Origin of the sequence: Cupriavidus laharis, from assembly GCF_914271435.1 — a bacterium.
In the GTDB taxonomy this organism is placed as follows: domain Bacteria; phylum Pseudomonadota; class Gammaproteobacteria; order Burkholderiales; family Burkholderiaceae; genus Cupriavidus; species Cupriavidus laharis.
The window spans coordinates 371,829-397,489 of record NZ_CAJZAI010000002.1; the positions used below are offsets into that span (position 1 = coordinate 371,829).

The 25,661-nt window shown below is 67.3% G+C and carries 23 protein-coding genes; 11 read left to right on the plus strand and 12 right to left on the minus strand.

Annotated features, from left to right (window positions below):
* Positions 1 to 41 precede the first annotated feature (41 nt).
* Positions 42 to 1,517 carry an MFS transporter gene (locus LDO29_RS05555; protein ID WP_224079114.1) on the plus strand — a complete coding sequence of 492 codons (1,476 nt, stop codon included), beginning with the start codon at positions 42 to 44 and terminating at the stop codon, positions 1,515 to 1,517.
* 134 nt (positions 1,518 to 1,651) lie between these two features.
* A complete protein-coding gene (locus tag LDO29_RS05560) occupies positions 1,652 to 2,572 on the plus strand; it encodes a LysR family transcriptional regulator (protein WP_224078788.1) in 921 nt (306 codons plus the stop codon).
* Here LDO29_RS05560 and LDO29_RS05565 read toward each other — a convergent pair.
* Together LDO29_RS05565 and LDO29_RS05570 are read right to left on the minus strand one after the other, a co-directional pair.
* Positions 2,564 to 4,810: an EAL domain-containing protein gene (locus tag LDO29_RS05565; RefSeq protein WP_224078789.1), complete on the minus strand. Its 2,247-nt coding sequence runs from the start codon at positions 4,808 to 4,810 to the stop codon at positions 2,564 to 2,566. The genes LDO29_RS05560 and LDO29_RS05565 overlap by 9 nt on opposite strands.
* 128 nt (positions 4,811 to 4,938) lie before the next feature.
* Entirely contained in the window at positions 4,939 to 5,370 is a 432-nt protein-coding gene (locus tag LDO29_RS05570; RefSeq protein ID WP_224079115.1) for a DoxX family protein, read from the minus strand.
* Between the two features lie 466 nt (positions 5,371 to 5,836).
* Here LDO29_RS05570 and LDO29_RS05575 point away from each other — a divergent pair, with 466 nt between their 5' ends.
* From LDO29_RS05575 to LDO29_RS05600, 6 genes are all read left to right on the plus strand, one after another.
* Positions 5,837 to 6,523, plus strand: coding sequence for a hydrolase (locus LDO29_RS05575; protein WP_224078790.1), 687 nt, complete (start codon positions 5,837 to 5,839; stop codon positions 6,521 to 6,523).
* Positions 6,524 to 6,782: 259 nt separating this feature from the next.
* A complete protein-coding gene (locus LDO29_RS05580; RefSeq protein ID WP_224078791.1) occupies positions 6,783 to 8,654 on the plus strand; it encodes an amidohydrolase in 1,872 nt (623 codons plus the stop codon).
* Positions 8,655 to 8,745: 91 nt separating this feature from the next.
* Positions 8,746 to 9,036 carry a XapX domain-containing protein gene (locus LDO29_RS05585; RefSeq protein WP_224079116.1) on the plus strand — a complete coding sequence of 97 codons (291 nt, stop codon included), beginning with the start codon at positions 8,746 to 8,748 and terminating at the stop codon, positions 9,034 to 9,036.
* 34 nt (positions 9,037 to 9,070) lie between these two features.
* Positions 9,071 to 10,195, plus strand: a complete 1,125-nt coding sequence (locus LDO29_RS05590) for a porin (RefSeq protein ID WP_224078792.1) — start codon at positions 9,071 to 9,073, stop codon at positions 10,193 to 10,195.
* 30 nt (positions 10,196 to 10,225) lie between these two features.
* Complete coding sequence (locus LDO29_RS05595) at positions 10,226 to 10,948, plus strand: YoaK family protein (protein WP_224078793.1); 723 nt, start codon at positions 10,226 to 10,228, stop codon at positions 10,946 to 10,948.
* 13 nt (positions 10,949 to 10,961) lie between these two features.
* Positions 10,962 to 12,143, plus strand: coding sequence for a polysaccharide pyruvyl transferase family protein (locus LDO29_RS05600; protein ID WP_224078794.1), 1,182 nt, complete (start codon positions 10,962 to 10,964; stop codon positions 12,141 to 12,143).
* A 3-nt stretch (positions 12,144 to 12,146) separates the two neighbouring features.
* On the opposite strand, the gene LDO29_RS05605 is transcribed toward LDO29_RS05600, so the two are convergent.
* The 9 genes from LDO29_RS05605 to LDO29_RS05645 all read right to left on the minus strand — a co-directional run bounded on the left by LDO29_RS05605 (position 12,147) and on the right by LDO29_RS05645 (position 21,528).
* A complete protein-coding gene (locus LDO29_RS05605) occupies positions 12,147 to 13,016 on the minus strand; it encodes an adenylate/guanylate cyclase domain-containing protein (protein WP_253074106.1) in 870 nt (289 codons plus the stop codon).
* A gap of 139 nt (positions 13,017 to 13,155) precedes the next feature.
* Positions 13,156 to 13,818, minus strand: a complete 663-nt coding sequence (locus LDO29_RS05610) for a nucleotidyltransferase family protein (RefSeq protein ID WP_224078796.1) — start codon at positions 13,816 to 13,818, stop codon at positions 13,156 to 13,158.
* Positions 13,815 to 14,879, minus strand: a complete 1,065-nt coding sequence (locus LDO29_RS05615) for an XdhC family protein (RefSeq protein WP_224078797.1) — start codon at positions 14,877 to 14,879, stop codon at positions 13,815 to 13,817. Before LDO29_RS05615 ends, LDO29_RS05610 begins: the two co-directional genes overlap by 4 nt.
* Positions 14,876 to 16,078 carry a vWA domain-containing protein gene (locus tag LDO29_RS05620; protein ID WP_224078798.1) on the minus strand — a complete coding sequence of 401 codons (1,203 nt, stop codon included), beginning with the start codon at positions 16,076 to 16,078 and terminating at the stop codon, positions 14,876 to 14,878. The genes LDO29_RS05615 and LDO29_RS05620 overlap by 4 nt, the downstream gene beginning before the upstream one ends.
* Positions 16,072 to 16,965 (minus strand): AAA family ATPase, encoded by an 894-nt coding sequence (locus LDO29_RS05625; RefSeq protein WP_224078799.1) that lies wholly within the window; start codon positions 16,963 to 16,965, stop codon positions 16,072 to 16,074. Before LDO29_RS05625 ends, LDO29_RS05620 begins: the two co-directional genes overlap by 7 nt.
* Positions 16,966 to 16,987: 22 nt before the next feature.
* Positions 16,988 to 17,614, minus strand: coding sequence for an SRPBCC family protein (locus LDO29_RS05630; RefSeq protein ID WP_224078800.1), 627 nt, complete (start codon positions 17,612 to 17,614; stop codon positions 16,988 to 16,990).
* Between the two features lie 42 nt (positions 17,615 to 17,656).
* Complete coding sequence (locus LDO29_RS05635; protein ID WP_224078801.1) at positions 17,657 to 20,059, minus strand: aerobic carbon-monoxide dehydrogenase large subunit; 2,403 nt, start codon at positions 20,057 to 20,059, stop codon at positions 17,657 to 17,659.
* Between the two features lie 48 nt (positions 20,060 to 20,107).
* The gene (locus LDO29_RS05640; RefSeq protein WP_224079117.1) at positions 20,108 to 20,626 is read right to left on the minus strand and encodes a (2Fe-2S)-binding protein; all 519 of its coding nucleotides are present in this window, start codon (positions 20,624 to 20,626) and stop codon (positions 20,108 to 20,110) included.
* 38 nt (positions 20,627 to 20,664) lie between these two features.
* Positions 20,665 to 21,528 (minus strand): FAD binding domain-containing protein, encoded by an 864-nt coding sequence (locus LDO29_RS05645; RefSeq protein ID WP_224078802.1) that lies wholly within the window; start codon positions 21,526 to 21,528, stop codon positions 20,665 to 20,667.
* Positions 21,529 to 21,870: 342 nt separating this feature from the next.
* Here LDO29_RS05645 and LDO29_RS05650 point away from each other — a divergent pair, with 342 nt between their 5' ends.
* The gene (locus LDO29_RS05650; RefSeq protein WP_224078803.1) at positions 21,871 to 22,659 is read left to right on the plus strand and encodes a LytTR family DNA-binding domain-containing protein; all 789 of its coding nucleotides are present in this window, start codon (positions 21,871 to 21,873) and stop codon (positions 22,657 to 22,659) included.
* A 100-nt stretch (positions 22,660 to 22,759) separates the two neighbouring features.
* On the opposite strand, the gene LDO29_RS05655 is transcribed toward LDO29_RS05650, so the two are convergent.
* Positions 22,760 to 23,470, minus strand: a complete 711-nt coding sequence (locus LDO29_RS05655; protein WP_224078804.1) for an SDR family oxidoreductase — start codon at positions 23,468 to 23,470, stop codon at positions 22,760 to 22,762.
* 167 nt (positions 23,471 to 23,637) lie between these two features.
* Between LDO29_RS05655 and LDO29_RS05660 the strand changes: the two genes are divergently transcribed.
* On the plus strand, positions 23,638 to 24,510 hold the full coding sequence (locus LDO29_RS05660; RefSeq protein WP_224078805.1) for an EamA family transporter: 873 nt from the start codon (positions 23,638 to 23,640) through the stop codon (positions 24,508 to 24,510).
* Between the two features lie 156 nt (positions 24,511 to 24,666).
* Complete coding sequence (locus tag LDO29_RS05665; RefSeq protein WP_224078806.1) at positions 24,667 to 25,644, plus strand: Bug family tripartite tricarboxylate transporter substrate binding protein; 978 nt, start codon at positions 24,667 to 24,669, stop codon at positions 25,642 to 25,644.
* Positions 25,645 to 25,661 lie beyond the last annotated feature (17 nt).

Here is a 25,661-nt window from a genome sequence, read left to right on the forward strand (position 1 = left end):
CCCACGCACGGGTGCGTACTGGCCTGGCTTCGGATCCCCACATTTCGACGAGAGGAAATCCCGACTCTTCCCCGCGCCGCTCGCAGGCCGACATCCCGGTACGGCTTGACGGCCTGCCGTGGTCGCGCTGGCACTGGCGCGTGGTGCTGGCGCTGGGCATCGCTTGGGTGCTCGATGGCCTGGAGGTCACACTGGTCGGCTCGGTGGGTGCCGTGCTTGAACGGCGTGACACCCTGGCACTGAGCGCCACCGAGGTCGGCTGGACGGGATCGCTGTACGTCGGCGGCGCCGTGCTCGGCGCGCTGGTGTTTGGCCGCATGGCCGACCGCCTCGGCCGCAAGCGGCTGTTCCTGGCGACGCTGCTCGTGTACATGGTGGCAACGCTGGCCACGGCGTTCTCATCGGGTTTCGCCATGTTCGCCGTGTGCCGCTTCTGCACGGGCCTTGGCATTGGCGGCGAATACGCGGCCATCAACTCGGCCATCGACGAACTGATTCCCGCACGCGTGCGCGGCCGCGTCAACCTGGCCATCAACGGCAGCTTCTGGCTGGGCGCGGCGCTCGGTGCCGGGCTCAGCCTGTTGCTGCTCGACCCGCGCGTGCTGGGTCCGGTATGGGGCTGGCGCGCGTGCTTTGCGCTGGGCGCGGTGCTGGCCGTTGCCATCATGCTGGTGCGCCGGCACGTGCCGGAAAGTCCGCGCTGGCTGGCTACGCATGGCCGGCATGCCGAGGCAGAGCGGGTGGTTGCCGATATCGAGGCGCAGGTGCACCCGGCGCAGCAGGCGCGACCGTTCGCGCCAACCCCGCCCTCAGGTGCAGCCCCCCATGCGTCGGTACCGCCGACCGTACGCGAAGTGCTGCGGCTGCTGATGCTGCGCTATCGCCGGCGCAGCCTGATCACCCTCGCGTTGATGCTGGCGCAGGCCTTCTTCTACAACGCCATCTTCTTCACGTATGCGCTCGTGCTCACGCGCTTCTACGGCGTGCCGGACAGCCGCGTGGCGCTCTACCTGTTCCCGTTTGCACTCGGCAACGCAGCCGGGCCGCTGGTGCTGGGGCCGCTCTTCGACGAGATTGGCCGGCGCCGGATGATCGCCATCACCTATGTGCTTTCAGGCCTCGGCCTGGCAGCAACCGGATGGGCCTTCACGCAAGGCTGGCTCGATGCCACCGGCCAGGCATTGTGCTGGTCCGCCGTGTTCTTCCTGGCCTCCGCCGCGGCCAGCTCCGCCTACCTGACCGCCAGCGAAGTCTTTCCCCTGGAAATGCGTGCGCTGGCCATCTCGGTCTTCTATGCGGTGGGAACGGGCACGGGTGGCTTCATCGCACCGGTATTGCTTGGCGCGCTGATCGAGCTTGGCAACCGCGAAGCCGTAGCGGCCGGCTACGGACTCGGGGCCGCGCTGGTCATCATTGCCGGGCTGCTGGCCTTGCGCTACGGCGTGGATGCGGAGCGGCGGCCACTCGAAGACGTGGCGCGGCCATTGGGAAGTGACTGGAGGAACAGACCGGACTGACACTGGCACTTCGACCTTCGACCCGGTGCTTTGCGAAAAGCAAAAATACGGTCCCGATTAGTTCACGCGTTAATATAAAAATCATCTACTCATATTGATGATTTTTTCGAACAGACTGATCAAGAAATTCAAAGATGAAAATCACACTCGATGCGCTTCAGGTTGTCGAGTCCATTGCGCGCTGCGGCACGTTCGGACTTGCCGGCAAGGAGCTGCATAAGGCGCCTTCTTCGCTGAGCTATGTCGTGCAGAAACTGGAAAGCGACCTGGGCGTCACGGTATTCGACCGCAGCGCGCACCGCGTTCGGCTGACCACGGCCGGCGAGGTCCTGCTCGATGAAGGCCGCCGGCTGCTGCGCGCCGCGAACGACCTGGAAGAGCGCGTCAGGCGCGCGGAAGCCGGCTGGGAGGCGGAGCTCAAGATCGCCACGGATGCACTGGTTCCGTTCGATGCGGTCCTGCCGTTCATTTCGGCATTCCAGGCGGAAAACAGCTATACCCGCCTGTTGTTTTCGCAGGAAATGCTGGGCAATAACTGGAAAGCGCTGGCATCGAACAGCGTCGACCTGCTGATTGGCGCCGTGGGCGATCCACCCGCGGTCCAGGGCCTGTTCTCCGTGCCCGCCGGCAGCATGAAATCCGTCTTCGTGGTCGCGCCCGGGCATCCGCTTGCGGCAGTCGACGAGCCGATCGACTGTGCCTTGCTGTGGCAACACCAGTTCGTGGAAGTCAGCCTGCCGCAGGAAGGCGCGGCCGACACAATCCAGCCGCTCGTGGACGGGCAGAAGCACATCAGCGTGCCGACACTCGATGCCAAGCTGTCGGTCCTGCTTTCCGGCCTGGCATGCGGCTACCTGCCGACCTGCGCGGCACAGCCGTACCTTGACAAGGGGTTGCTGGTATCACGGCGGCTGGGCGAGGAACGCCCGCCACAGACGCTGCATATCGCCTGGCGCAGCAAGGATCCGGGCCGGGCGATCGGCTGGTGGATCGAGCGGAAGGACGCGCTGGCCGAAACCCTGCGGCAGTACCTGGGGCTGCAGGCCTCAGCCTGACACACCGGCACCGGCGGGCCAGGCATCCAGCCACCGCTGCAATGCCGCTGGCGGTGCCGGCCGGGCAAACAGGTAGCCCTGCGCCACCGGGCAGCGCAGGTGCACCAGCAGTTCGCACTGCCGCGGGTCTTCCACGCCTTCGGCGACAATGGCCAGCCCGAGGCTGTGGCCGATCCCGATCATCGCGCCGACCAGCGCGCGTGCGCGGCGCTGGCGCTCGGGGTCTTCGTCCAGACAGTCCGCGACGAAGCTGCGGTCGATCTTGATCTCGGTCACCGGCAGGCTCGCCAGGCTGGAAAGGCTGGAGTAGCCCATGCCGAAATCATCGATCGACAGCCCTGCCCCCAGTGCACGGATCCGGCCCAGGATGTCCTGCGTCTGCGGCGTCAGGTCGAGCATCAGGCTTTCGGTGATCTCGATCGTCAGGCACGAACCGGGCAGCCCGAACTCGCGCAGCAGGCCAGCCATGAATTCCGGCAGGCCGCTGCAGCGGAGGTTGGCGGGCGAGAGGTTGACCGACATGACCGGCACCGGCACGCCGGCGGCCCGCCATTGGGCCATCTGGCGGCAGGCCTCGCGCAGCGTCCACTGGCTGATGGCATCGATCTCGCCGATCTCCTCGGCCAGGCTGATGAACCGTTCCGGGCTGACATCGCCCAGCTCCGGGTCGGTCCACCGCAACAGTGCTTCCACCCCGCTGATCCCGCCCCGGTCCAGACGCACCTGCGGCTGGTAGTGCAGTTGCAGCAGGTCGGAGGCGATCGCGTGCTTGAGCGCCGCGCCCAGCAGCAGCCGGTCCCGCGCAATCTGGTTCATTTCCGGACTGTAGAACAGCCAGTTGCCGCCACCGGCTTCGTTGGCGCGGTACATCGCGCTGCGCGCATTCTGGAGCAGCGCGTCGCGGTCGCTGCCGCCCTCCGGGCAATGGCTGATGCCGATGCTGACGGACATGCCCAGCGGTACGCCAGCCACGCTGATGGTCTCGCCGACGGCAAGCTGGAGCTGGCGTGCCAGCAGCGAGGCACGCTCCACGCCGCAGCCCGGCGCCACGACGACAAACAGGTCCCCTTCAATGCGGCTGAGGAATTCGTCGGGCCTCAGTGGAGCGCGCAGGCGGTTGGCCACCTCGACCAGCATCTGGTCGCCCGCGGCGTGACCGAAGGTATCGTTGACGTCCTTGAAGCGGTCCGGTCCGATACAGAAGAAGGCAATCTCCCCCACCGGCGCGGCGGCCAGCAGGCAGTCGACATGCCGGTGCAGCTGGCTGCGGTTGGGCAACCCGGTCAAGCCATCGAACTGTGCGAGCTTGTTGATCTGCTGCCGGCTTTCCTCACGGTCGATCGCCAGCATACACAGGTGCACGCACGCATCGACGATGCGCTCATGGAACGCATCCGGTCCGCGCGGCTCGCCGAAGTAGAACGCGAAGGTGCCTGCCACGCTGCCGTCACGCCGCTTGATCGGATAAGACGAGCATGCACGCAGCCCGTGCGGCAGCGCAAGTTGCTTGTAGGGGGCCCATAGCGGATGGGTCTCGATATCCGCCACCAGCACGGCTTCGCCGCGAAACGCCGCGGTCCCGCAGCTTCCGACGCCTTCGCCGATTTCCACGCCGTCGAGCGCCGCGCTGTACTCCGGCGGCAGCCTCGGCCCGGCCCAGGTGCGCAGCCGGTGCGCGGCATCCACCAGCAGGATGGAAGACGTCACCCCTGGGGCAATGGCCTCGACCCGGCGGCACAGGAAATCGCCCACGTCCTGCAGCGGGATATCGCTGGCGACGGCTTCCAGCACGGCACGCTGCAGATCGCGGATATTCCGCTCCTCGGTGACATCGGATTCCTCGCGCCGAGCCACTTCGTCCGACACATCGCGGGCAAGCGCCAGGTAGTGAACCCTGCCGGCAACGTCGATCTTCGAAAGCGAAAACACCGCCAACAGCGTGCCGCCATCCTTGCGCTCGACCAGGATCTCGCGGCTCATGCCAACCACCCGGTCGGTGCCGCTTTCGCGATGCTTGCGGATATACCCGCCATGGCTGGCGCGGATTGCCTGCGGCACGAGCGTGCGCACGTCCTGGCCAAGTACCTCGTCGCACGCTATCCCCCACAGCCGTTCGGCCGCGTGGTTGAAAAACAGGATGCGATCCGCCTCGTCGATCAGCACCGCGGCAATGATCGACTGCTCGAGCGCCGGCAGCAGGGCGTGCCGCACCTCGACGGTCAGGTCTTCGCTTCTCATGTCCGGGGCCTGTTTCAGGGATGAAACGCAAACGTTCACCGCCGCTGCGTTGTGCCAATATCGACCAGCAACGGTATCACGTCCGGCCCGGGACCCGCCACCCGACAACTAGGCGGGGCCGCGGCGGGCTACTTGTCCCGGAGATCGTGCCAGGCCACCAGCAGGAATCCGCCCACCAGCCCCAGGTGTTCGAAGAACGCGTTTTCCATCATGAAGCGCGCGTCACCGGAGACTTCCCAGAAGCGATTGGCCAGGAACGTGGCCATCAGCGTGAAGCCGGCCAGGCCGAGCGCGCCGAGCCAGCGGTAGAAGCCCGCCAGGATCATGGCCGAGGCGCCCAGTTCCAGCGCGATGGTCGCGGCCGCCAGCGGCCCGGCCGGTGCCAGGCCGAAATGCTGCATCTCCGCCATGGCGGCCGGAAAGTCCAGCGCCTTGTTCAGCCCACCCTGCAGGTAGGCGGCGCACAGCCCCAGCAATGCCACCCAGCGCACGGCCGGTGTGGCGAATCGGGATGCCCGGGTTTCCGTCCCGGGCGAGGTGACACGGCCGTGCTCGATCATCAATGGCTCTCCCTGTTCGCGTAGCGCTTGCGCCGGCTGCGCGACCGCGATGCCCCGCACAAGCGCTGTCATATTAATTCATCCCGGATTGAATAAAAAACTTAATACGTGAGTTTAATTTTTTCATCATTCTTTCACTACCCTTATCGTCGTGATGCATCCAAAAATGCCAGGGCCCTCGCCGTTCTTCCATTCGATCGCCAATCCATTTCTTCGAATAGTCTGTTCGAAACAATCCGTTATGCCGGCCAGGGATGGCTCGATATACTTTCGCCACACGACGCGGACAGTCCGGGAAGTGCCCCGTACTGTTCATTCGGAGTGCCGTTGCACGACAGTCGTGCCGACATCATTACCGCCGCGCATGCTGCCGTCGGCGCGCAGATGATTCGTCCCCCGCCATGCCGCCGCGCAGGCCGCGTGCTGAACCGGAGGCATGGCCGTCTTTCCGTTCCAGGAGAAAACCGTGAGCAATCCGAAGCTTGAAGTCCTCACCCCGCAAAACTGCCAGCTGATCTTCATCGACCATCAACCGCAAATGGCATTCGGCGTGCAGTCGATTGACCGGCAAGTCCTGAAGAACAATGTGGTCGGTCTGGCAAAGGCCGCGAAAATCTTCAATATTCCGACGACGATCACCACCGTGGAAACCGAAAGCTTCTCCGGCTTCACGTATCCCGAACTGCTCGATGTGTTTCCCGACCACAAGCTGCTGGAACGCACCTCGATGAACTCGTGGGACGACCAGAAGGTGCGGGACGCGCTGGCGGCCGCGGGCCGCAAGAAGGTCGTGGTATCCGGCCTGTGGACGGAGGTCTGCAACAACACTTTCGCGCTCAGTGCGATGCACGACGCCGACTACGAGATCTACATGGTGGCCGACGCGTCGGGCGGCACCTCGAAGGACGCACACGACTACTCCATGCAGCGCATGATCCAGGCCGGCGTCGTACCGGTCACGTGGCAGCAGGTCCTGCTCGAATGGCAGCGCGACTGGGCGCACCGCGACACCTATGATGCTGTGATGGCGCTGGTCAAGGAACATTCCGGTGCCTATGGCATGGGCGTGGACTATGCCTACACGATGGTGCACAAGGCACCGCAACGCACGGCAACGAAGCACGAGGCCATTCCGGCGGTTCCCGCGCGCTGAGGCACGCACCAGCCTGAATGCGGGCGCTGCAGGATAGCTGCGGCGCCCGCCCCGAAAGCTGCCACTCCGCACCCAGACGTCCGCATGGCCGGGGCGCATGCCGCGATCGAACAGCCGGCCAAGCCCCTACCGTTTTCCGCCAGACCGAATGCCCACTGAGAACGACAGCACGGACCGCACCGTCCCGCCCATGACCCGCCGCCAGTTTATTGCCGGAGCCGCAGCGCTCGGCGCGGCGGCCGCCTCCAGGAGTTTCGCCATGAATGCTTCGACCGCCCCGGACCTGATTCTCGTCAATGGCAAGTTCACCACGCTGGACCGGTCCAATCCGCAAGCCGAAGCCGTCGCCATCAGGGATGGCCGGTTTGCCGCCGTCGGCACGAAGCAGGAGATCATGCAGAGCGCCGCCGGCGACACCCGCGTGATCGACCTTGGCGGACGCCGTGTCATTCCCGGGCTGATCGACAGCCACATGCACATCATCCGCGGCGGCCTGAACTACAACATGGAGCTGCGCTGGGACGGCGTGCGCTCGCTGGCCGATGCCATGCGCATGCTGCGCGACCAGGTGGCACGCACGCCCGCCCCGCAATGGGTGCGCGTAGTCGGCGGGTTCACCGAACACCAGTTCGCCGAAAAGCGCCTGCCGACCATTGACGAGCTGAACGCGGCGGCGCCTGACACGCCCGTGTTCATCCTGCACCTGTATGACCGTGCCATCCTGAACGGCGCCGCGCTGCGCGCCGTCGGCTACACCAAGGACACGCCCAACCCGCCCGGCGGCGAGATCATTCGCGACGCGGGCGGCAACCCCACGGGGCTGCTGCTGGCCAAGCCCAATGCCACCATCCTGTACGCCACGCTGGCCAAGGGACCGAAGCTGCCGCCCGAGTACCAGAAGAACTCGACGCGCCACTTCATGCGCGAGGTGAACCGCCTCGGCGTGACCGGCGTGATCGACGCGGGCGGCGGCTACCAGAACTACCCCGAGGACTACAGCATCATCGAAGAGCTGCACAAGGAAGGCCAGCTCACGGTGCGGCTCGCGTACAACCTGTTCACCCAGAAGCCGAAGGAAGAACTGAGCGACTTCCGCACGTGGGCGGGCAAGGTCAAGCCCGGCCAGGGCGACGACCTGTACCGGCACAACGGCGCCGGCGAGATGCTGGTCTACACCGCCGCGGACTTCGAGGACTTCCGCGTCGAACGGCCGGAAATGCCGCCGTCGATGGAAGGCGACCTGGAACCCGTGATCCGCCTGCTGGTGGAAAAACGCTGGCCGTGGCGCCTGCATGCCACCTATAACGAAACCATCTCGCGCGCGCTGGACGTGTACGAGAAGGTGGCGCGTGACATGCCGTTCAACGACCTGCACTGGTTCTTCGACCACGCCGAGACCATCAGCGACCGCAACATCGACCGCATCGCGGCACTCGGCGGCGGCATTGCCGTGCAGCACCGCATGGCGTACCAGGGCGAATACTTCGTCGAGCGCTATGGCGCCAGGGCCGCTGAAGCGACGCCGCCGATCAAGAAGATGCTGGAGCGCGGCGTCAAGGTCGGCGCGGGCACCGACGCCACGCGCGTCGCGTCGTATAACCCGTGGGTATCGCTGTACTGGCTCACTACCGGCAAGACCGTGGGCGGCTTGTCGATGTACCCGCAGGCCAACGTGCTCGACCGCGAAACCGCGCTGCGGCTCTGGACCGAGGCCAACACGTGGTTCTCGAACGAGGAAGGCAAGAAGGGGCAGATTGCCGTCGGCCAGCTCGCGGACCTTGCCGTGCTGTCGAATGACTACTTCACCGTCCCCGGCGACGAGATCCAGGACATCACCGCCGTGATGACCGTGCTCGGCGGCAAGGTCGTCTATGGCGACGGCGAGTTCGGCAAACATTCGCCCGACCTGCCGCCGCCCATGCCGGACTGGTCGCCGGCGCGCCACGGCAGCCGCTACCAGCCACGACCGCAGGCGCAGGCCCGTACGCTGGCGCTGAACACCGCATGCGGTTGCGCCAGTGCCTGCGGCGTACATGGCCACGCGCACGCCAGGGCGTGGACGTCCAACATGCCTGTCTCGGACGAAGGAACGTTCTGGGGCGCACTCGGCTGCTCGTGCTGGGCGTTCTGACGCCCGCCCCGAAACCGGCCAGCCGGCCAGCCGGCCGCACCGGGCTGCCGTGGCAGCGCCGGTGCGGTACCCGACCAACAGGAGTCCAATGATGAAGGTCTATCTCGTCTCTCTCGCCGCCGGCGTGCTCGTCGGCATCATCTACGCCCTGATGCAGGTACGCTCTCCGGCACCGCCGGCCATCGCGCTGATCGGCCTGCTCGGCATGCTGATCGGCGAGCAGGTCGTGCCGACGGTGAAACGGATGGTGGCTGGCGAACCGGTCACCGCCGCGTGGTTCCGCAGCGAATGCGTGCCCAAGATCACCGGCGCGCCGCCGAAGGCGGATGGCACGACCGAGCCGGTCACGCTGGCCGCGCGCGGCAAGGAAAGCGAGCAATGACCCGGTGCCGCCCGGGATGCCGCGGGCAGCGCCAATGAGTGCCCGCGCCAGCGCGCGGCACCGCCGCCTGACCGCCCTGACCACCCTGGCGGCGGCGCTGTGCGGCGCGGCCGCCGCACCGGCGCTCGCCGACAATTCCGTGACGCTCTACGGCCGCCTCAACACGGCCGCCGAGTATGTGACCGTCACCAGGGCCACCGATGGCACCAAGCCAGGCGGGCTGTCGCGCCTCACGAACAACCGTTCGGTATTCGGCCTGCGCGGCGAAGAGGAACTCGGCTACGGCCTCAAGGCGATCTGGCAGGTCGAAAGCACGCTGTCGATCGACAGCGGTGCCGGCCAGATCGCTGCGCGCGACACCCGGCTGGGCCTGCAGGGGCCGTTCGGTGCGCTGTTCATGGGCAACTGGGACACGCCCTACACCACCTCGACCAAAGGCTACGACCCGTATTACCCCACCACGGCCGGCTACATGGCGCTGATGGGCAATGGCGCCGCGGCCACCTCCGACAACGTCGAGAACACCAGTTCCTTTGACCGGCGCCAGAAGAATTCGCTGCACTACCAGACCCCGAAATGGAATGGCCTGGGCGGCGCCTTTGCCTGGGGCCTGCCGGAAGAGAAGAACACCGTGCCGCGCAACCCCGCGCTCTATTCGTTCGCGGCGGCTTATGACCGCGGCCCGCTCAATGTGACCCTGGCCTACGAGATCCACCACGCCTACCAGACCAGCGGCCGCAACGACGACGCGATCAAGGCCGGCGTGTCCTACCAGTTTCCGTCCACGCGCATCAGTGCCGTCTACGAGCGCCTGCACTACCGCACCGCCACCGGCGACCTGACCCGCAACAGCTACTACGTTGCGCTGGTGCAGCAGCTTGGCACCGGCAGCGTGCGCGCCGGCTTCACCTTTGCCTCCGACGGCGCGGGCAGTGCCACCGAGACCATCGGCTCGGTGCGCAGCGGTTCGCAGACCGGGGCGTTCCAGGTGACCGTTGGGTACGACTATCCGCTGTCCAAGCGCACCGCGCTCTATGCTTACTACAGCCGCATCAACAACCGCAGCAACGCGATCTATGACTTCGCCATCAACAGCGTCGGCGTCCACGCGGGCGCGGATCCGCAGACCTTCGCGCTCGGCATGCGCCATAGCTTCTGACGGATCCCTCGCACCGCTCCGGAGACCGGAGTGAGTACCGCACAGCCATCCGACGTTGCCGCGCCCGCACCGGGGCCGGCCACGGGCTGCGTCCTGGCGTTTGTCGCGGGCTATGTCGATGTGGTCGGCTTCATCTCGCTGTTCGGCCTGTTCACGGCGCATGTGACGGGCAACTTCATCATGATCGGCGTCGATGTCGCAGGCAACTCGGCAGGGCTGCTTGCCAAGCTGCTCGCGCTGCCGGCCTTTGTGCTGGCGGTCGCGGCGACCCGGGTCGCCGAAGTGCGCCTCGGCAGGACAGGCCGTTCCCCGGTCGCGCCGCTGCTGCTGGCCGAAGCGCTGCTGCTCGCGTTGTTCGTGGCTGCAAGCCTGCATGCCGCGCCCGTCACCGATCCGGCCGCGCCCGCCGCGATCGTGGCCGGCATCCTGGCCGTCATGGCCATGGGCATCCAGAACGCGCTGTCGCGGACATCGCTGCTGGATCTCGGGCCGACCACGATCATGACCGGCAACACGACGCAGATCGTCATCGATCTCGTCGACCTTCCGTCCGCTTCCGGACCGCAGCGGGACGCGCTGCGCCGCCGGCTGCGCAAGATGGGGCCAGCCCTTGCCGCATTCGCGCTTGGCGCCATCCTCGGGGCGCTTGGCTTTGCCAGGCTTTCGGTCTGGTGCGTGCTGCTTCCCACCGCGCTGCTCGTCGCGATCGGCATTCCGGCCTGGCGGCGCGGGCAGGCGTCCGCGGCAAGCTGAACGCCTTATCAAGGTGCGGGACCAACGCCCTGCCATCCTCTTCGGCGCATTCGACCGCCACAACTTCGGAGATCTGCTGCTTGCGCACGTCGCCGCGCACCGGATGAAAGGCCGTGCGCTGCACTTCGGCGGCCTGGCGGACCGCGACCTGTCGGCGTACGGCGGCCACAAGGTGCAGTCGCTGGCGCACCTGGCCGCAAGCATGGGCGATACGGCGGTCGACATCCTCCATGTTGGCGGAGAGATCCTGACCTGCAGCGCGTGGGAAGCCGCGGTGATGCTGCTGCCCGCGAGCGAGGCGCCAGCGGTCGTCGCACGGCTCGATGCCCAGCCGGCGCGGCGCGCTGCCTGGGCGAGAGAACAGCTTGGGCTACGCGACCTTGCGCCCTACCTGTTGCCCGATGGCCTGTTCGCCAATATCGCCAGCGTGAGGTACCAGGCCGTCGGCGGCATCGACCTCGACCGGCTCGAGCCGGCCATGCGCGCCGAAGCGGTAGCCAAGCTGAAAGCCGCCACTTCCGTCAGCGTGCGGGACCAGCAAACCCGCGCCATGCTGGAAGCGTCTGGCGTACAGTGCCGTCTCGAGCCCGACCCGGCGGTGATGGTCGCCGATATGTTCGGGCGCAGCATCCGCCAGCATGCCAGCCACGGCGAGCTGGCGGGCGTGATGTCCGCATTCCCGCACGGATACCTGGCGGTGCAATGCAGCGCCGACTTTGGCGATGACGAGACGCTGGCGGCGCTTGCGCGCCAGCTCGAACACATGGCCAGGGCATGGGATCTTGGCATCGTGCTGTTCCGCGCGGGCGCTGCACCATGGCATGACGACCTCGAGGTCTGCCGCCGGCTCGCCGCGCGCATGGGCCGGGTGCAGGTCGCCGTGTTCGGCTCGCTCGACGTGTGGGACATCTGCGCGCTGGTCGCCCATAGCCGCGGCTATGCGGGCAGCAGCCTGCACGGCAGCATTGTGGCCGGCGCGTTTGCGCTGCCGCGCGTGGGCCTGTTGCGCCCGGGGCAATCGCTCGCAGCCAGCAAGCAGGCCGCATTTAGCACGACGTGGGGGGAGGCCGGCGCGCCCGCAGCTGTGCCGGTGGCAGCGCTTGCGTCCGCCATGGACGAGGCCATGGGCGTGGGACAGGCGGAGCGCGACGCTTCATCCCGGGAACTGGTAGAGGCGTGCCGCGCGGGCTTCTAGCCGTCACACGCGCTCGACGCGCACGAAAAACTCCACGCCCTCGTCCGCACCTTCCATCGACTGGCCGAACGTGATCCAGCCGTGGCTGCGCAGCATGACGTCATCGCGGCGCAGGATGAAGCCCTCTTCCCCGTCGATGGTGACGTGCGTGCCGTTGGAACTCCGGTCGACCAGCACGTACCGTCCTCCGCGCGCCTCCACGGTGGCCTGGAACCGCGATGCGCGCCGGTCCGCCACCACGATCGTCATGGCGTTGTCACGGCCGATGGTGACCGGCGCGGATGCAAGACTCATTTCCACCAGCGCTGAGCGGTACCGCAACGTGAGAAACACCGAACAGGCGGTGCGCGGGCTCTCGGTGTCGACCAGCGTCAGGTCGGTCGCCTGCTGCCAGATCGCCTCGAACAGCTCGACCGGCTGCTCCCGGCCGCGCACCTGTATCGGATACAGGTAGCGCGTCGTCCGGCGCAGCCAGTCAGGCAGGCCGCCGACGGATTCCGCGCTGGTGATGATCTGGCCGCGCGAAGCGAGCTTGCACAGCCGCGCAGCGAGGTTGACGGTATCGCCGAACACATCGCCCGAGATGTCGGAGAGCACCGGGCCGTGGTGAAAGCCGATATGGATCGACATCGGCACTCCGGACACCGGCGGAAGTTCGGAAACCGCATGCTGCATGTCGAGCGCGGCCTGCAGTGCGCGTTCCGCCGCGGGGAACAGCACCATGATCTCGTCGCCGATCGTCTTCACGATGCGGCCGCCGCAATCCTCGGAGCAGGACCGCATGACGCCGAGGCATCGCCCGACCGCGGCCATTGCCGCCGCATTGCCGGCTACCTCGTACAGCCGCGTGCTGCCGCTGAGATCGGCGAACATTACCGACCCGTGCGACGCCTCGTTAAGCGGTTCTCGGTCCATATGCACGCCGGTCCGCCATCCGTGCCGGCGGGCCAGGTCCTCATTGCAGTCACGCGATCGCGCAATGCTGGAATTCTGGCACCGCGACCGGCGATCCTCAACCCGAATGGCAAGCGGCCGGTGCGGCGGAGAACAAGGCCGAGATGCGTGCGAAATCTTCGGGCGTATCGAGATCCGTCGTGAAGCGCGCATGCGCTGCCTGGTGGACGAACACCTCGTCCGGATGGTCCGCAATCAAGTGACGGCAGCCGGGATTGACCTGGCCGCCGATCACCTGCGGCGCATGCCAGGCGGCAAAGGCAACCGGGTTGCCGCGCTGTCCCGCGTGCCACGGCACCACGATGGAGCCGTGCGGCCGGCCGGCAAACGCATGCACGATCTCCAGGTAGTCGGCCGCCGTCAACAGCACCTGGTCCGCCAGGCAGACCAGCACCACGTCGCACGGCTGCGCCAGCGATGCCACGCCGGCCGCGACCGACGTCATCTGGCCATCGGCGTAGCGGGGGTTGAACCAGAACCTGAGCGGCAGGCCGTGCAGCGCGGCCTGCACAGCCTCGCGGTGGTGGCCGGTGACCACCACTACCTCGGCGGGACCGGCATCGAGCAGCGCGATGGCAGTGCGCCGCACCACGGGCTGGCCACCGATCTCCATCAACAGCTTGTGCGGGCCGCCCATCCGTGCGGACAGGCCGGCCGCGAGCAGCACGGCGGAAAACACGGGCGGCGCAGCCGTTGCCGCCGTAGCATCATGTCCGCTCATGTCAGCGCCTTCTCGCCGCGGGCATGCAGCAAGGCCATGTACTTTGCGGGATCGCGCTCAAACTCGGCCTTGCAGCAGTCGCAGCAGAAGTAGTGCCGCTCGCCGCCGTACTCGATCACGTGCCGCGTCCCGGCGCGCGCGATCGCCATGCCGCAGACCGGGTTCAGGTAGGTGCCGCCCGCGCCGTCCGTGCTGTCCGCGTCCTTGTGCGGCGCGCCCAGCGCTTCGCATGGCGGCACCGGCGGCACGGTGTCCGCCTGCGCGCCACCGGCAGAGGCTTCCATGCTGCGCCGCAACGCCACCAGCCCGGCGACCGCGCCCAGCGCGATCTCCTCGGGTGTGCGGGCGTGGATCGCAGGGCCGGCCGGCGCATGCAGCGCTTCCAGCCGGGCGGGCGGCACGCCGCAAGCCAGCATCGCTTCGCGCAGCTTTTCCGCTTTGCGCGCACTGGCAACCAGCAGCACCGCAGTTGCGGGGCTGGCCAGCGCGGCCTCCAGGGCGGTCTCATCGCCCTCACCCTGCGTGGCGACGAGCACCAGCCGCGGCGCCAGCTCCGCGATCGCGGCCTTGTCGTAACCCGTGATCACGCGCGTGAGGCCAAGCGGCTGCAGCGGCACGCTCGCCGGTGCAGCAGCCGCCACGCGCAGTCCCACGCGCTGGGCCAGCACGCAAGCTTCCAGCGCGGTCGGCGTAGCCCCCATCACCAGTACCAGCGGCGCCGGCAGCGTGGGCTGGACGAACAGCTCCAGCGCGCCGTTGCTGGCGCAGGGCATCGCGTGATCCTCCACATCGGGCGGTTGCGGCGTGGGTGCGTTGCTGATCCGCACCAGGCGCGGGCTGCCGCTGCGGATCGATTCGAGCGCGGCCTGGATGACGATCTCGCGCGAGCAGCCGCCGCCGATCCATCCATGCAGCGTGCCGTCCGCCTCGATCAGCGCCTGGGCGCCGACCCATGCGGAAGTGGGCGGCTGCGCGCGGATCACCGTGGCCACGGCGAACGGGTGCGCGCCGTGGATCAGCCATTGCTCGCGTTGCAGCAGGAAGTCGGTATCGGTGTTCATTGCAGTACGCTCAGGATTTGCGGCAGTACCCGCTCGAGGCTCGCCAGGTCACGCACGCCCGCGAACAGGTCGAGATACGGCAGCGCCGCGGACATGCCGGCGCTGGTCGGTGCATAGCCGGGGCGGCCGGCCAGCGGGTTCAGCCACACCAGGCACCGGCAGCGCCGGCGCAGGCGTGCCAGCGCCTGCTGCAGCACGGTGGGGTCGCCGGCATCATAGCCATCGCTGACGATCACCGCGGCCGTGCGCGAATGCAGCAGCGCAGCCGCATGGCGCTGGTTGAAATCGGCCAGGCTGTCGCCGATGCGCGTGCCGCCGGCCCAGCCTTCGGACAGCAGCTCCAGCCGCTCCTGCGAACGCCACGGGTCGGGGTCGCGCAGCGCCTGCGCCACATTGACCAGCCGGGTGTGGAACACAAAGGCATGCACATCGGCCACGCGCGCGCCGAGCACGCGCGCAAGCCGCAGGAAGAAGAACGCGTACGGACTCATCGAACGGCTCACGTCCAGCAGCAACACCAGCCTTGGCTGCACGCGCCGCTTCTGCCGCCACGCCAGTTCCAGCGGCATGCCGCCCGACGACACGCTGCGCCGGATGGTGGCGCCAAGGTCGACAATACGCCCCTGCGCGGCGCTGCGCTCGCGGCGCACCTGGATCGCGCGCAAGCGCTGCGCGAAACGCCGCACGGCCTCGTCGAGTGCCGCCAGGTCGTCGGCGCGGTTGAGATGGCGCAGGTCCGCGTACTCGGGCGACGCGTGCCGCGTGGCGCCTTCGCCAGCCATGCCGCCCGGCGGGACCACGCTGTCGTCATTGGCGCTGTCGGCCGGACCCAGCGGCGTGCCGCCGTCCTGAGGTGCCACAGCGCTTGCATCACACTCGATAAGTCCCGCGCCGCTCGCGCGCGACTGCACCATCGCGCGGCGGTTGGGCACGCGGAAGTAGCTGTCGAACAGGTCGTCGAAACGCCGCCATTCCTCCGCACGCGTACACAGCAGCGCGCGCAGGCTCCAGCACAGCAGCCGGCTGTCGAGCTGGCCCATGCGCAGCGCCACCTGCAACGCGTCGGCGACGTCCGCACTGCTGACATGGAAGCCGTTCTCGCGCAGCCAGCCGGCAAACCCGGCATAGCGTGCGAGCAGCATGGCATCGAGGCCGGCTTCGGCAGGTGCCGCGATGGCACTGGCGCCTGGGTTCAGCATGATGCCGCCAGCCTTTCCACGACCGGACGCGTCAGCCCGGCGCGGTCCTCCCGCGTCTTCACGAGCGCCGACAGCGTGTCGAGGATCGCGTCCACGCCCTGCGCATCGAGCGCGCGCACGCCGAGCCGCAACAACGCGGCGATCCAGTCCAGCGTCTCCGCGACGCCAGGCTTTTTCTGCAGATCGAGCTTGCGCACGGACTGCACGAACTCCACCACCTGCCGCGCGAGACCGTCCGCGGCATCCGGCACCTGCGCGCGCACGATGCGCAGCTCCTTGTCGAAGTCCGGGTAGTCGATGTAGTGGTACAGGCAGCGCCGCCGCAGCGCGTCGGAGATCTCGCGCGTGCCGTTGGACGTGAGCACGACATACGGCCGCTCGGCCGCTCGGATCACGCCGAGTTCCGGAATCGACATCTGGAAGTCGGACAGCAGTTCGAGCAGGTAGGCCTCGAACGCTTCGTCGGTACGGTCGATCTCGTCGATCAGCAGCACCGCCGCCGGTACGCAGGTGATGGCCTCCAGCAGCGGACGCTGCAGCAGGTAGCGCTCGGAGAAGATGTCGTGCTCCTTCTCCGGCAACGGCCGTGCGTCCTGCTCCAGCAGCTTGATGGCGAGAAGCTGGCGCTGGTAGTTCCATTCGTACATGGCGGCGTGCGCGTCCAGCCCTTCATAGCACTGCAGGCGGATCAGCCGCGCATCGAGCAGCCGCGCCAGCGCCTTGCCGACCTCCGTCTTGCCCACGCCGGCCTCGCCTTCGAGCAGCAGCGGGCGGCGCATCTCCAGCGCCAGCAGCAGCGTCGCGGCCAGGCTGCGTTCGGCGATATAGCCGTGCGCGTCCAGCCGCCGCTGGAGATCGGCAACGTCCGGCATGCGGTCGGCGAACATGGCGCAATCCTCGCCCGGCACATCAGGCCGTGTGGCGCGAGAACAGCCCGCGCAACCAGTCGCGCACGATCGCCCAGGCCAGGGCGAGTCCGTTCAGTTCGCTGGCCGGCGCAGGTACGGGCGCGGCGGCGGGCTGCGGCACCACCTGCGCGGCGTCCGGCACTCCGCCGTTGGCCACGCCCGCAGGCGCCTGGGGCGTCGCCTGCAGGCGTGCGGCGAAATTGGCGGCGAACTGCTTGAGGATCTGCTCCGCGACCGAATTCATCATGCGGCCACCGAACGTGGCGGCCTTGCCGCTGACCGATGCCTCGCTGCGGCCCACGAGCTCGCTCGCGGCACCGCTGGCGCGCACCGAGGCCTCGAGATCCATCGACGCCGCCGACGTGCCGCTCGAATCGGCGCCCTTGCCGGTCAGGTGCAGCGTGCGCGTATCCGCATCGAGGCTCTGCACCTCGATATCGCCCTTGAACGTCAGGTTGGCCGGGCCGATGCGCACGACGATGGAGCCCTTGTAGTGGGTCGGGTCCACCTTCTCGGTGATGCGCGCACCAGGCATGCAGCCGGCCACGGCCTCGATATCCTGCAGCAAGCGCCAGGCGGCGTCCGGGTCGGCGGGCATCGGGAATACCTTTTCGAGCGAGACTTTCATCGGAACACTCCAACATTCCTTCGCGCAGGCAGGCACGCGGGCTCAGGTCCTCGCCAGCCCCAGTTCCCGGCACTGCTGCCAGACGTGGTATGCGTTGTGCGGCATGTTCATATGCGTGACGCCGAGGTGGCCGAAGGCATCCACCACCGCCGACGTGAAGCACGGGATCGAGCCCACGTGCGGCGACTCGGCCACGCCCTTGGCGCCGATCGGGTGGTGCGGCGACGGCGTCACGGTGTAGTCGGTCTCCCAGTGCGGCGTTTCCACGGCGGTCGGCACGAAGTAGTCGAGCAGCGTCGCGCCGAGCAGGTTGCCCGACTCGTCGTACGGCATCTCCTGCCCCATCGCCACCGCAAAGCCCTCGGTCAGTCCGCCGTGGATCTGCCCTTCGATGATCATCGGGTTGATGCGCGTGCCGCAGTCGTCCAGCGCGTAGAAGCGGCGCACACGTACCTCGCCGGTGTAGCGATTCACGTCGAGCACGCACAGGTAGACGCCGAACGGGAACGTGAAGTTGGGCGGATCGTAGTAGTCCACCGCCTCCAGGCCCATCTCCATGCCCTCAGGCACGTTGTTGTACGCGGCCCAGGCCACCTCCTTCACGGACTTCGACTGGTCCGGCGAGCCCTTGAGCACGAAGCGGTCGAGGTCGAACTCCACGTCATCGGGACTCGCCTCGAGCAGGTGCGCGGCAATGCGGCGCGCCTTCTCGCGGATCTTGCGCGCGGCACGCGCGACGGCAGCCCCTGCCACCGGCGTCGAGCGCGAGCCATAGGTGCCCAGCCCGTATGGCGCCGTGGCCGTGTCGCCCTCCTCCACCTGGATCTTCGATGCCGGGATGCCGGCCTCCGACGCGATGATCTGCGCATACGTGGTCTGGTGCCCCTGGCCCTGCGTGATGGTGCCCATGCGCGCAATGGCCGAGCCGTCCGGGTGCACGCGGATCTCGCACGAATCGAACATGCCCACGCCCAGGATGTCGCACATCTTCGACGGCCCCGCGCCGACGATCTCGGTGAAGGTGCTCACACCGATGCCCATCAGCCATTCGGCGTCCGGGTCGGCACGACGCGCGGCCTGCTCGGCGAGCAGCGCCGGATAGTCCACGGCGGCCAGCACCTTGCGCAACGCGGTCTCATAGTCGCCGGAATCGTATTCGAGGCCCAGCGGCGTCGTGTACGGAAACTGTTCCCGGCGGATGAAGTTGCGCAGGCGCAGCTCGGTCTTGTCGATGCCGAGCTTCAGGGCGAGCACGTCCATCATGCGCTCGATCAGGTAGACCGCCTCGGTCACGCGGAACGAGCAGCGGTAGGCGACGCCGCCCGGAAACTTGTTGGTGTAAACGCCGTCGACGCTGACGAAGGCATTGGGGATCTGGTAGGACCCCGTGCAGACGTGGAACATGCCAGCCGGCCACTTGGTCGGGTCGGCGCACGCATCGAAAGCGCCGTGGTCGGCCACCACGTTCACGCGCAGCGCCTTCACCACGCCGTCGCGCGTCGCGGCAAGCTCGCCATGCATGTGGTAGTCGCGCGCAAAGGCGGTGGCGCTGAGGTTCTCCGAACGCGATTCGATCCATTTCACCGGCCGGCCCAGCACGATCGATGCAACGATCGAGGTCACATAGCCCGGATACACCCCGACCTTGTTGCCGAAGCCCCCGCCGATATCGGGCGAGATGATGCGGATCTTCGACTCCGGGATCGACGACAGCAGTCCCACCACCGTGCGCACGACATGCGGCGCCTGCGAGGTGATATAGACCGTCAGGTCGCCGCGCACCTTGTCGAACGACGCCACGCAGCCGCAGGTTTCGAGCGGACATGGATGCACGCGCGGATAGACGATGTCCTGGGCTACGCTGACCTCCGCGGCGTCGAAAGCCCGGTCGGTCTTGTCCTTGTCGCCCATCTGCCACGTGAAGATGTGGTTCGGGTGCCGCCGCGCGCCGTGCGCGCCGACCGCTTTGTCGCGGATGTCTTCGCGGATGACTGGGGCGTCGGCGTCTAGCGCGTGCAGCGGGTCCACCAGCGCCGGCAGCTCTTCATAGTCGACCTCGACCAGCTCCGCCGCATCAGCGGCAATATAGCGGTCGTCGGCCACGACGAAGGCCACTTCCTGGTTCTGGAACGAGACCTTGCCATCGGCCAGCACGGCCTGCACGTCGCCGGCCAGCGTCGGCATCCAGTGCAGCTTGAGCGGCTTGAGGTCCTCCGCAGTCAGCACCGCATGCACGCCCGGCAACGCGAGTGCGCGCGAGGTGTCGATGCGGGTGATGCGCGCATGCGCGAACGGGCTGCGCACCATCGTGCCGAACAGCATGCCCGGCATGCGGATATCGTCGACATAGCTGCCCTTGCCCTGGATGAAGCGCGGGTCCTCGCGCCGCTTGCGCGAGCACCCCATGCCTTCCAGCGCGGCCAGCCGTTCCATACTGGTGTCCATATTGCCCATCGCTCGCTCCCCTTGGCAGTCTGGTGATGCGCGTCGCGCTCACTGCGCTGGTTCCAGCAGCGGATGCGAAGTCTCGACGGCTTCTCCCCGCAGCTTGCGGGCCGCGTACTGCACGGCCTTGACGATGTTCTGGTAGCCGGTACAGCGGCACAGGTTGCCGGCCATCCAGTAGCGGATCTCCTCCTCGCTCGGGTTGGGGTTCTCCTGCAGCAGGCGCCACGCGCGCATCAGCATGCCGGGCGTGCAGAAGCCGCATTGCAGCGCGTGCTCCTGCATGAAGGCTTCCTGCAGCGCATGCAGGTCACCGCCCGCCGCCAGGCCTTCCACTGTCATGACCTGCGCACCCTGCGCCTGCACCGTGAGGATCGTGCAGGACTTCACCGACATGCCGTCCATGTCGACGGTGCAGGCCCCGCAATGCGACGTCTCGCAGCCGATATGCGGACCCGTGTGCTGGCACTTCTCGCGCAGCGTGTGGATCAGCAGCTCGCGCGGCTCGACCACCACGTCCGCCGGCGTGCCGTTCAGCGTGAATGACACCATGACCTTTGCGCCCATCTTGTCCTCCGCCTGTCGTCTGTTGTCGACCTGCACGCTCATGCCGCGCGCGACAGCGCCGTATGCAACGCGCGCCGCACCATCTCCCCGGCCATCGCGCGCTTGTACGCCTCGTCTCCGCGCAGGTCCTCGCCGGGTTCGCACTGGTCCATGACCAGGCGTGCCGCCTCGTTGATCGCGGCGTCGTCCAGTGCCTTGCCCTGCAGGTGCTGCTCCGCAGCCGTGGCGCGGAACGCCGTCGGCGCGACATTGGTCATGGCGATGCGCACCATCGCCACGGTTCCGGTCTGCATGCGCAGCATCACCGCAGCCGCGGCGGTAGCAAAGTCGCCGGTCTTGCGCTTGAGCTTGGCGTAGCAGTAGCCGGTGCCGGGCGCGGGAACGGCGATGCGGATCTCGCGCAGGATTTCGCCCGGTTCCAGCAACGTCTGGAACGTGCCAATGAAATACCCGTCAGCCGGCACCACGCGTTCGCCCTGCGGCCCGGCCAGCACGAACGACGCGTCGAGCGCGAGCATCAGCGCGGGATGGTCGTTGCCCGGGTCCGCGTGCGAGATGTCGCCGCCGATGGTGCCGCGGTAGCGCACCTGGGGGTCGGAGATCTGCCGCGCACCTTCCACCAGCAGCGGGCATTTCTGCTGCAGCAGCGTCGACGCGATCAGGTCATGCTCGGTCGTCATGGCGCCGATGCGCAACTCCGTGCCTGCTTCGCTGATGCCCTTGAGTTCCGCGAGCGATCCCATGTCGATCAGGTGCGCGGGTGCGGCAAAGCGCAGCTTCATCATGGGCAGCAGACTGTGGCCGCCGGCGAGCAGGCGCGCCTCGTCGCCGTACTGGCCGAGCAGCCTGAGCGCCTCCGGCAGGTCGGCCGGACGGTGGTAGTCAAACGGACGGGGGATCATCTGGCCTCCTTGTACGGTCAGGCCAACCGGAGTCGTATTGCGGTATTGCGCCAGCGCTGTGCGCAGCATTTCATAACGCGCCGCAGCAATTCAAACCGCATTTCCTCAATGGCGGGATTGGCGCGCAAACGGCGGGAAACGGTGCGTGAACATCACCCGTGGCGCTGCGAAGCGCTTCGCGGCACGTGGCACTGGCCTGTACCTAAGACCGCATCGCGCAGCCGTGGTTGCGGCGCGCCTGAGGCGTTCGCCGGCGCACGGAGCGGGCCTTGCAGGGGGTGTCGAAAAGTCGTACAAAGGACGCTCCCCACCCCGCTCGCCATGCCGAACAGGAGATATCCGGTGGACGTACTGGATTCCTTCGTCGTATCAGGCGAAAACCGCCGCAATGAGACGTTCCAGCACAAGCTGGAGCAGTTCAACCCGGGCATGGTCTGGCTCGACGTCCACGGTCACGTGACGGCCTTCAACGACGTCGCCCTGCAGATTCTGGGGCCTGCGGCCGAGCAATCGCTGGGCGTGCGGCAGACCGACCTGATCGGCATCGACGTCCTGCGCCTGCATCCCGAAAAGAGCCGCGACAAGCTGCGCTTCCTGCTCGAGACAGCGCAAGGCGGCACCTGCCCCGTCAAGTCGCCGCCGCCGGTCGCCATGATGATCAACATCCCCGACCGGGTGCTGATGATCAAGGTGTCGAAGATGGTAGGCGCGCAGGGAATCTGCGGGACCTGCATGATCTTCTACGACCTGACCGACATCACCACCGAACCGGCCGGCGCCACGCCCGCGCCACGGCGGCTGTTCAAGATTCCGGTGTACCGGCAGAACCGGGTGATGCTGGTGGACCTGAAAGAGATCGTGCGTTTCCAGGGGGATGGGCATTACACCACCATCGTCACGCAGGACGCTCGCTACCTTTCGAATCTTTCGCTGACTGACCTGGAACTGCGGCTGGACGGCAGCCAGTACTTCCGCGTCCATCGCAGCCATATCGTCAATCTTCCCTACGCTGTCGAACTGGTGAAAGCCGATGAAGGGGTACACCTGATCATGGCGGACAGTGAGCGTACCGCAGTACCAGTCAGTCGCTCGCGAGCGGGGCAACTGAAAGAGCGACTGGGGGTAATTTGAATTCCCGAAAAAAGCATTGGAAGCGACTCGCCGGCTACGCCGGCGAAACAGCCGCGCCCGCCAGGCACGAGGAGCCTAAGGAAACCCAGCCCCAAAACCCTCAACTCAATCCATCCAACACCCAATGCTGCCCATGCACCACCCCAGCCCCATCTGACGCCAGCATGGCAATCATCCGCGCCGCCGCCCCCGTCGACACCCACACGGACGGATCCGTCCCAGGCATATCCCGCCGGTTAGCCGGCGTATCCAGCACCCCGGGCGCAATGCTGTTGACATTCACCCCAGCCCCCCGCACCTCGCGAGACAGGCTTTCGACAAGCCGCTGCAGCGCACTCTTGGACGCGCAGTAAGCCCCCATGGACGCGACACCTGCCGACGCACTGCGCGCCGTCACGGCGACGACCTTGCCACTGCCGCGCGCCAGCATTCCAGGAATGAACGGCCGCGTGACGGCAATGAACGACCACGCGTTCAGGTCCATCATCCGCATCCATGACTCGCGGCTGATGTCGTGCGTGGCCTCTCCCATCTCAAAGCCGCCGGCCACGTGGACCACGACATCCACTGCGCCGAACTTGCCCAGGATCTCCGCGCCGACCCGGGCCATGGCGGTCTCGGACGTGACATCGGCTTCGCGCAGCAGCATGTCCCCATCCGCCTCCGGGTGGGCAAAGACGCTCTGCAGATGCTGCAGCTTGTGGTCGATCAGGGCCAGGCGGCAGCCTTCTCCCGCGAAACGGCTGGCCACAGCGCGGCCCAGGGCGCCAGCGGCGCCGGTGATCACGACATGACGAACGGCGGCTTCCATCTTCTCGCTCCTGTAGCAAAGGACTGACTCCACCATAGGCGGGCGGCGCGGAAAGGGAAATCCGGATGTCGTCCGAACTGTACAGAGCGGAATCCATTCACCCGTCTATGGCGCCCGGCGCGCGCATGGGCCAAGATGCGGCTGCATCACCCAACCAGGATCTCCAATTGCCTCTGACCCGCCTGCGGCAAAGCGCCACCCTTCTCGCCGTCGTGGCGCTGACCGGCTCGATGGCCTCCCTGTGCATCGGCACCTCGTTTGCCAAGACGCTTTTCTCCGCGCTGGGGGCGCAGGGCACCACGGCGTTGCGCGTGGGCTTTTCGGCGCTGATCCTGCTCGCCGTGTGGCGGCCATGGCGGATACCGCTGTCCGCGGCCAATGCCCGGGCCATCGCGCTGTATGGCGCCGCGCTGGGCGCGACCAACCTGCTGTTCTATATGTCGCTGCGCACCATTCCGCTCGGACTGGCGATTGCCGTTGAATTCACCGGCCCGCTCACCGTGGCGGTGCTGTCGTCGCGGCGCGCCATCGATTTCCTGTGGATCGCGTTCGCCGTCACTGGCCTGCTGTTGCTGCTGCCGCTGGGCGAGGCCTCCACCCATCTGGACCCCGTCGGCATCGGCTTTGCGCTGGCAGCGGGAGTCGGCTGGGCGCTCTACATCATCTTCGGCCAGCGCGCCGGCAACGCGCACGGCGGCCAGGCGACCTCGCTCGGCCTGACCATGGCGGCACTGGTGGTGCTGCCGTTCGGGCTGGCCCACGCCGGCACGGCCATGTTCAGCCCGCCGCTGCTGCTCGCCGGGCTGGCCGTGGGCGTGCTGTCCAGCGCCATTCCCTACTCGCTGGAAATGGTGGCGCTCAAGCGCCTGCCGCGGCGCACCTTCGGCATCCTGCTCAGCATGGAGCCCGCCATGGGCGCGCTGGCCGGCCTGGTGTTCCTGCATGAGCAGCTCAGCATGATCCAGTGGCTGGCGATCGCCAGCATCATCGTGGCCTCGATTGGTTGCACGGCCACCGCGCGCGGCAAGCCCGCCGCCTGATCCACGCTGCGGGCCAGGCCGATCGCTTCAGCCACGATGGCCGGCCATTCATGGTTTTCCCTCTGTGCTCCACGCTTGACTGAACCCAGGCCGGGCTCCAAATTGGACCGCGCGGTACAAATACCAGCGTTCAAAAAAATACAGGAGACAGAAAGCATGCAAACCATCAAGGTGGCACTGGCAGCATTCGGACTCATGACCGGCCTCTGTTCGATTGCCGCGGCGCAGACGTGGCCGGGCAAGCCCATCACCATGGTGCTGCCGTTCCCCGCCGGCGGTTCGGCCGATGTCGTGGGACGCGCCATGGCCGACGAAATGGGCAAGCGCCTGGGCCAGCCCGTGGTCGTGGAGAACCGTGCCGGCGCCAGCGGCATCGTGGGCGCCAGCTATGTCGCCAAGGCGCCCGCCGACGGGTACACCGTGATGTTCACCACCACGCTGCCGATCATGACCAACCAGTTCGTGTACGCGAAACTGCCCTACGATCCGCGCAAGGACTTTGCGCTGATCTCGCAGGTTGCCACGGGCCAGCTGGTCATGGCAGTACACCCATCCGTGCAGGCGAAGAGCGTGAAGGAATTTGTCGCCTGGGCGCAGCAGCACAAGGGCAAGGTCAACTACGGCTCCTGGGGCGTGGGCTCGGCCGCGCACCTGATGGGCGCCTTCATGAGCAACAGCCGCGGCATGGAGATGAGCCACATCGCCTACAAGGGCGAGGCGCCCATGCTGCAGGACCTGATCGGCGGACAGGTACAGATGGCGATCGGATCGTATATGTCGATCAAGCCCTATCTGGAGTCCGGCAAGCTGCGCGCGCTCGCCGTGACCGGCGACAAGCGTATCGGCGGCATCGCGGACGTGCCAACGTTCCAGCAGGCCGGGCTGAGCGAGCCGGAATTCCGGCCGGTCGGCTGGCTCGTGCTCATAGCGCCGGCGGCAACGCCGGCGCCGGTGCTCGCCCGGCTGGAGAAGGAAGCCATCGCGGCCGCCAATACCACGGCCGTCAAGGCACGCCTGCAGGTGGCCGGGCTGGAAGCCATGGGCACGACCTCGGCCCGTTTCCGCGAGGACTACCAGGCATCCATGCCGGTGCTGGAACACGTGGTAAAGGTAGCCGGCGCGCGCGTCGAGTAGTGGGAGCTGAGCACGCC

Bases quoted from the DNA above. Each gene is read 5' to 3' on its own strand.
- LDO29_RS05560 (WP_224078788.1), top strand. From the start codon at position 1,652: ATGAAAATCACACTCGATGCGCTTCAGGTTGTCGAGTCCATTGCGCGC.
- LDO29_RS05565 (WP_224078789.1), bottom strand. From the start codon at position 4,810: ATGAGAAGCGAAGACCTGACCGTCGAGGTGCGGCACGCCCTGCTGCCG.
- LDO29_RS05570 (WP_224079115.1), bottom strand. From the start codon at position 5,370: ATGATCGAGCACGGCCGTGTCACCTCGCCCGGGACGGAAACCCGGGCA.
- LDO29_RS05580 (WP_224078791.1), top strand. From the start codon at position 6,783: ATGAATGCTTCGACCGCCCCGGACCTGATTCTCGTCAATGGCAAGTTC.
- LDO29_RS05585 (WP_224079116.1), top strand. From the start codon at position 8,746: ATGAAGGTCTATCTCGTCTCTCTCGCCGCCGGCGTGCTCGTCGGCATC.
- LDO29_RS05590 (WP_224078792.1), top strand. From the start codon at position 9,071: ATGAGTGCCCGCGCCAGCGCGCGGCACCGCCGCCTGACCGCCCTGACC.
- LDO29_RS05605 (WP_253074106.1), bottom strand. From the start codon at position 13,016: ATGTTCGCCGATCTCAGCGGCAGCACGCGGCTGTACGAGGTAGCCGGC.
- LDO29_RS05610 (WP_224078796.1), bottom strand. From the start codon at position 13,818: ATGAGCGGACATGATGCTACGGCGGCAACGGCTGCGCCGCCCGTGTTT.
- LDO29_RS05615 (WP_224078797.1), bottom strand. From the start codon at position 14,879: ATGAACACCGATACCGACTTCCTGCTGCAACGCGAGCAATGGCTGATC.
- LDO29_RS05620 (WP_224078798.1), bottom strand. From the start codon at position 16,078: ATGCTGAACCCAGGCGCCAGTGCCATCGCGGCACCTGCCGAAGCCGGC.
- LDO29_RS05625 (WP_224078799.1), bottom strand. From the start codon at position 16,965: ATGTTCGCCGACCGCATGCCGGACGTTGCCGATCTCCAGCGGCGGCTG.
- LDO29_RS05630 (WP_224078800.1), bottom strand. From the start codon at position 17,614: ATGAAAGTCTCGCTCGAAAAGGTATTCCCGATGCCCGCCGACCCGGAC.
- LDO29_RS05635 (WP_224078801.1), bottom strand. From the start codon at position 20,059: ATGGACACCAGTATGGAACGGCTGGCCGCGCTGGAAGGCATGGGGTGC.
- LDO29_RS05640 (WP_224079117.1), bottom strand. From the start codon at position 20,626: ATGGGCGCAAAGGTCATGGTGTCATTCACGCTGAACGGCACGCCGGCG.
- LDO29_RS05645 (WP_224078802.1), bottom strand. From the start codon at position 21,528: ATGATCCCCCGTCCGTTTGACTACCACCGTCCGGCCGACCTGCCGGAG.
- LDO29_RS05655 (WP_224078804.1), bottom strand. From the start codon at position 23,470: ATGGAAGCCGCCGTTCGTCATGTCGTGATCACCGGCGCCGCTGGCGCC.
- LDO29_RS05665 (WP_224078806.1), top strand. From the start codon at position 24,667: ATGCAAACCATCAAGGTGGCACTGGCAGCATTCGGACTCATGACCGGC.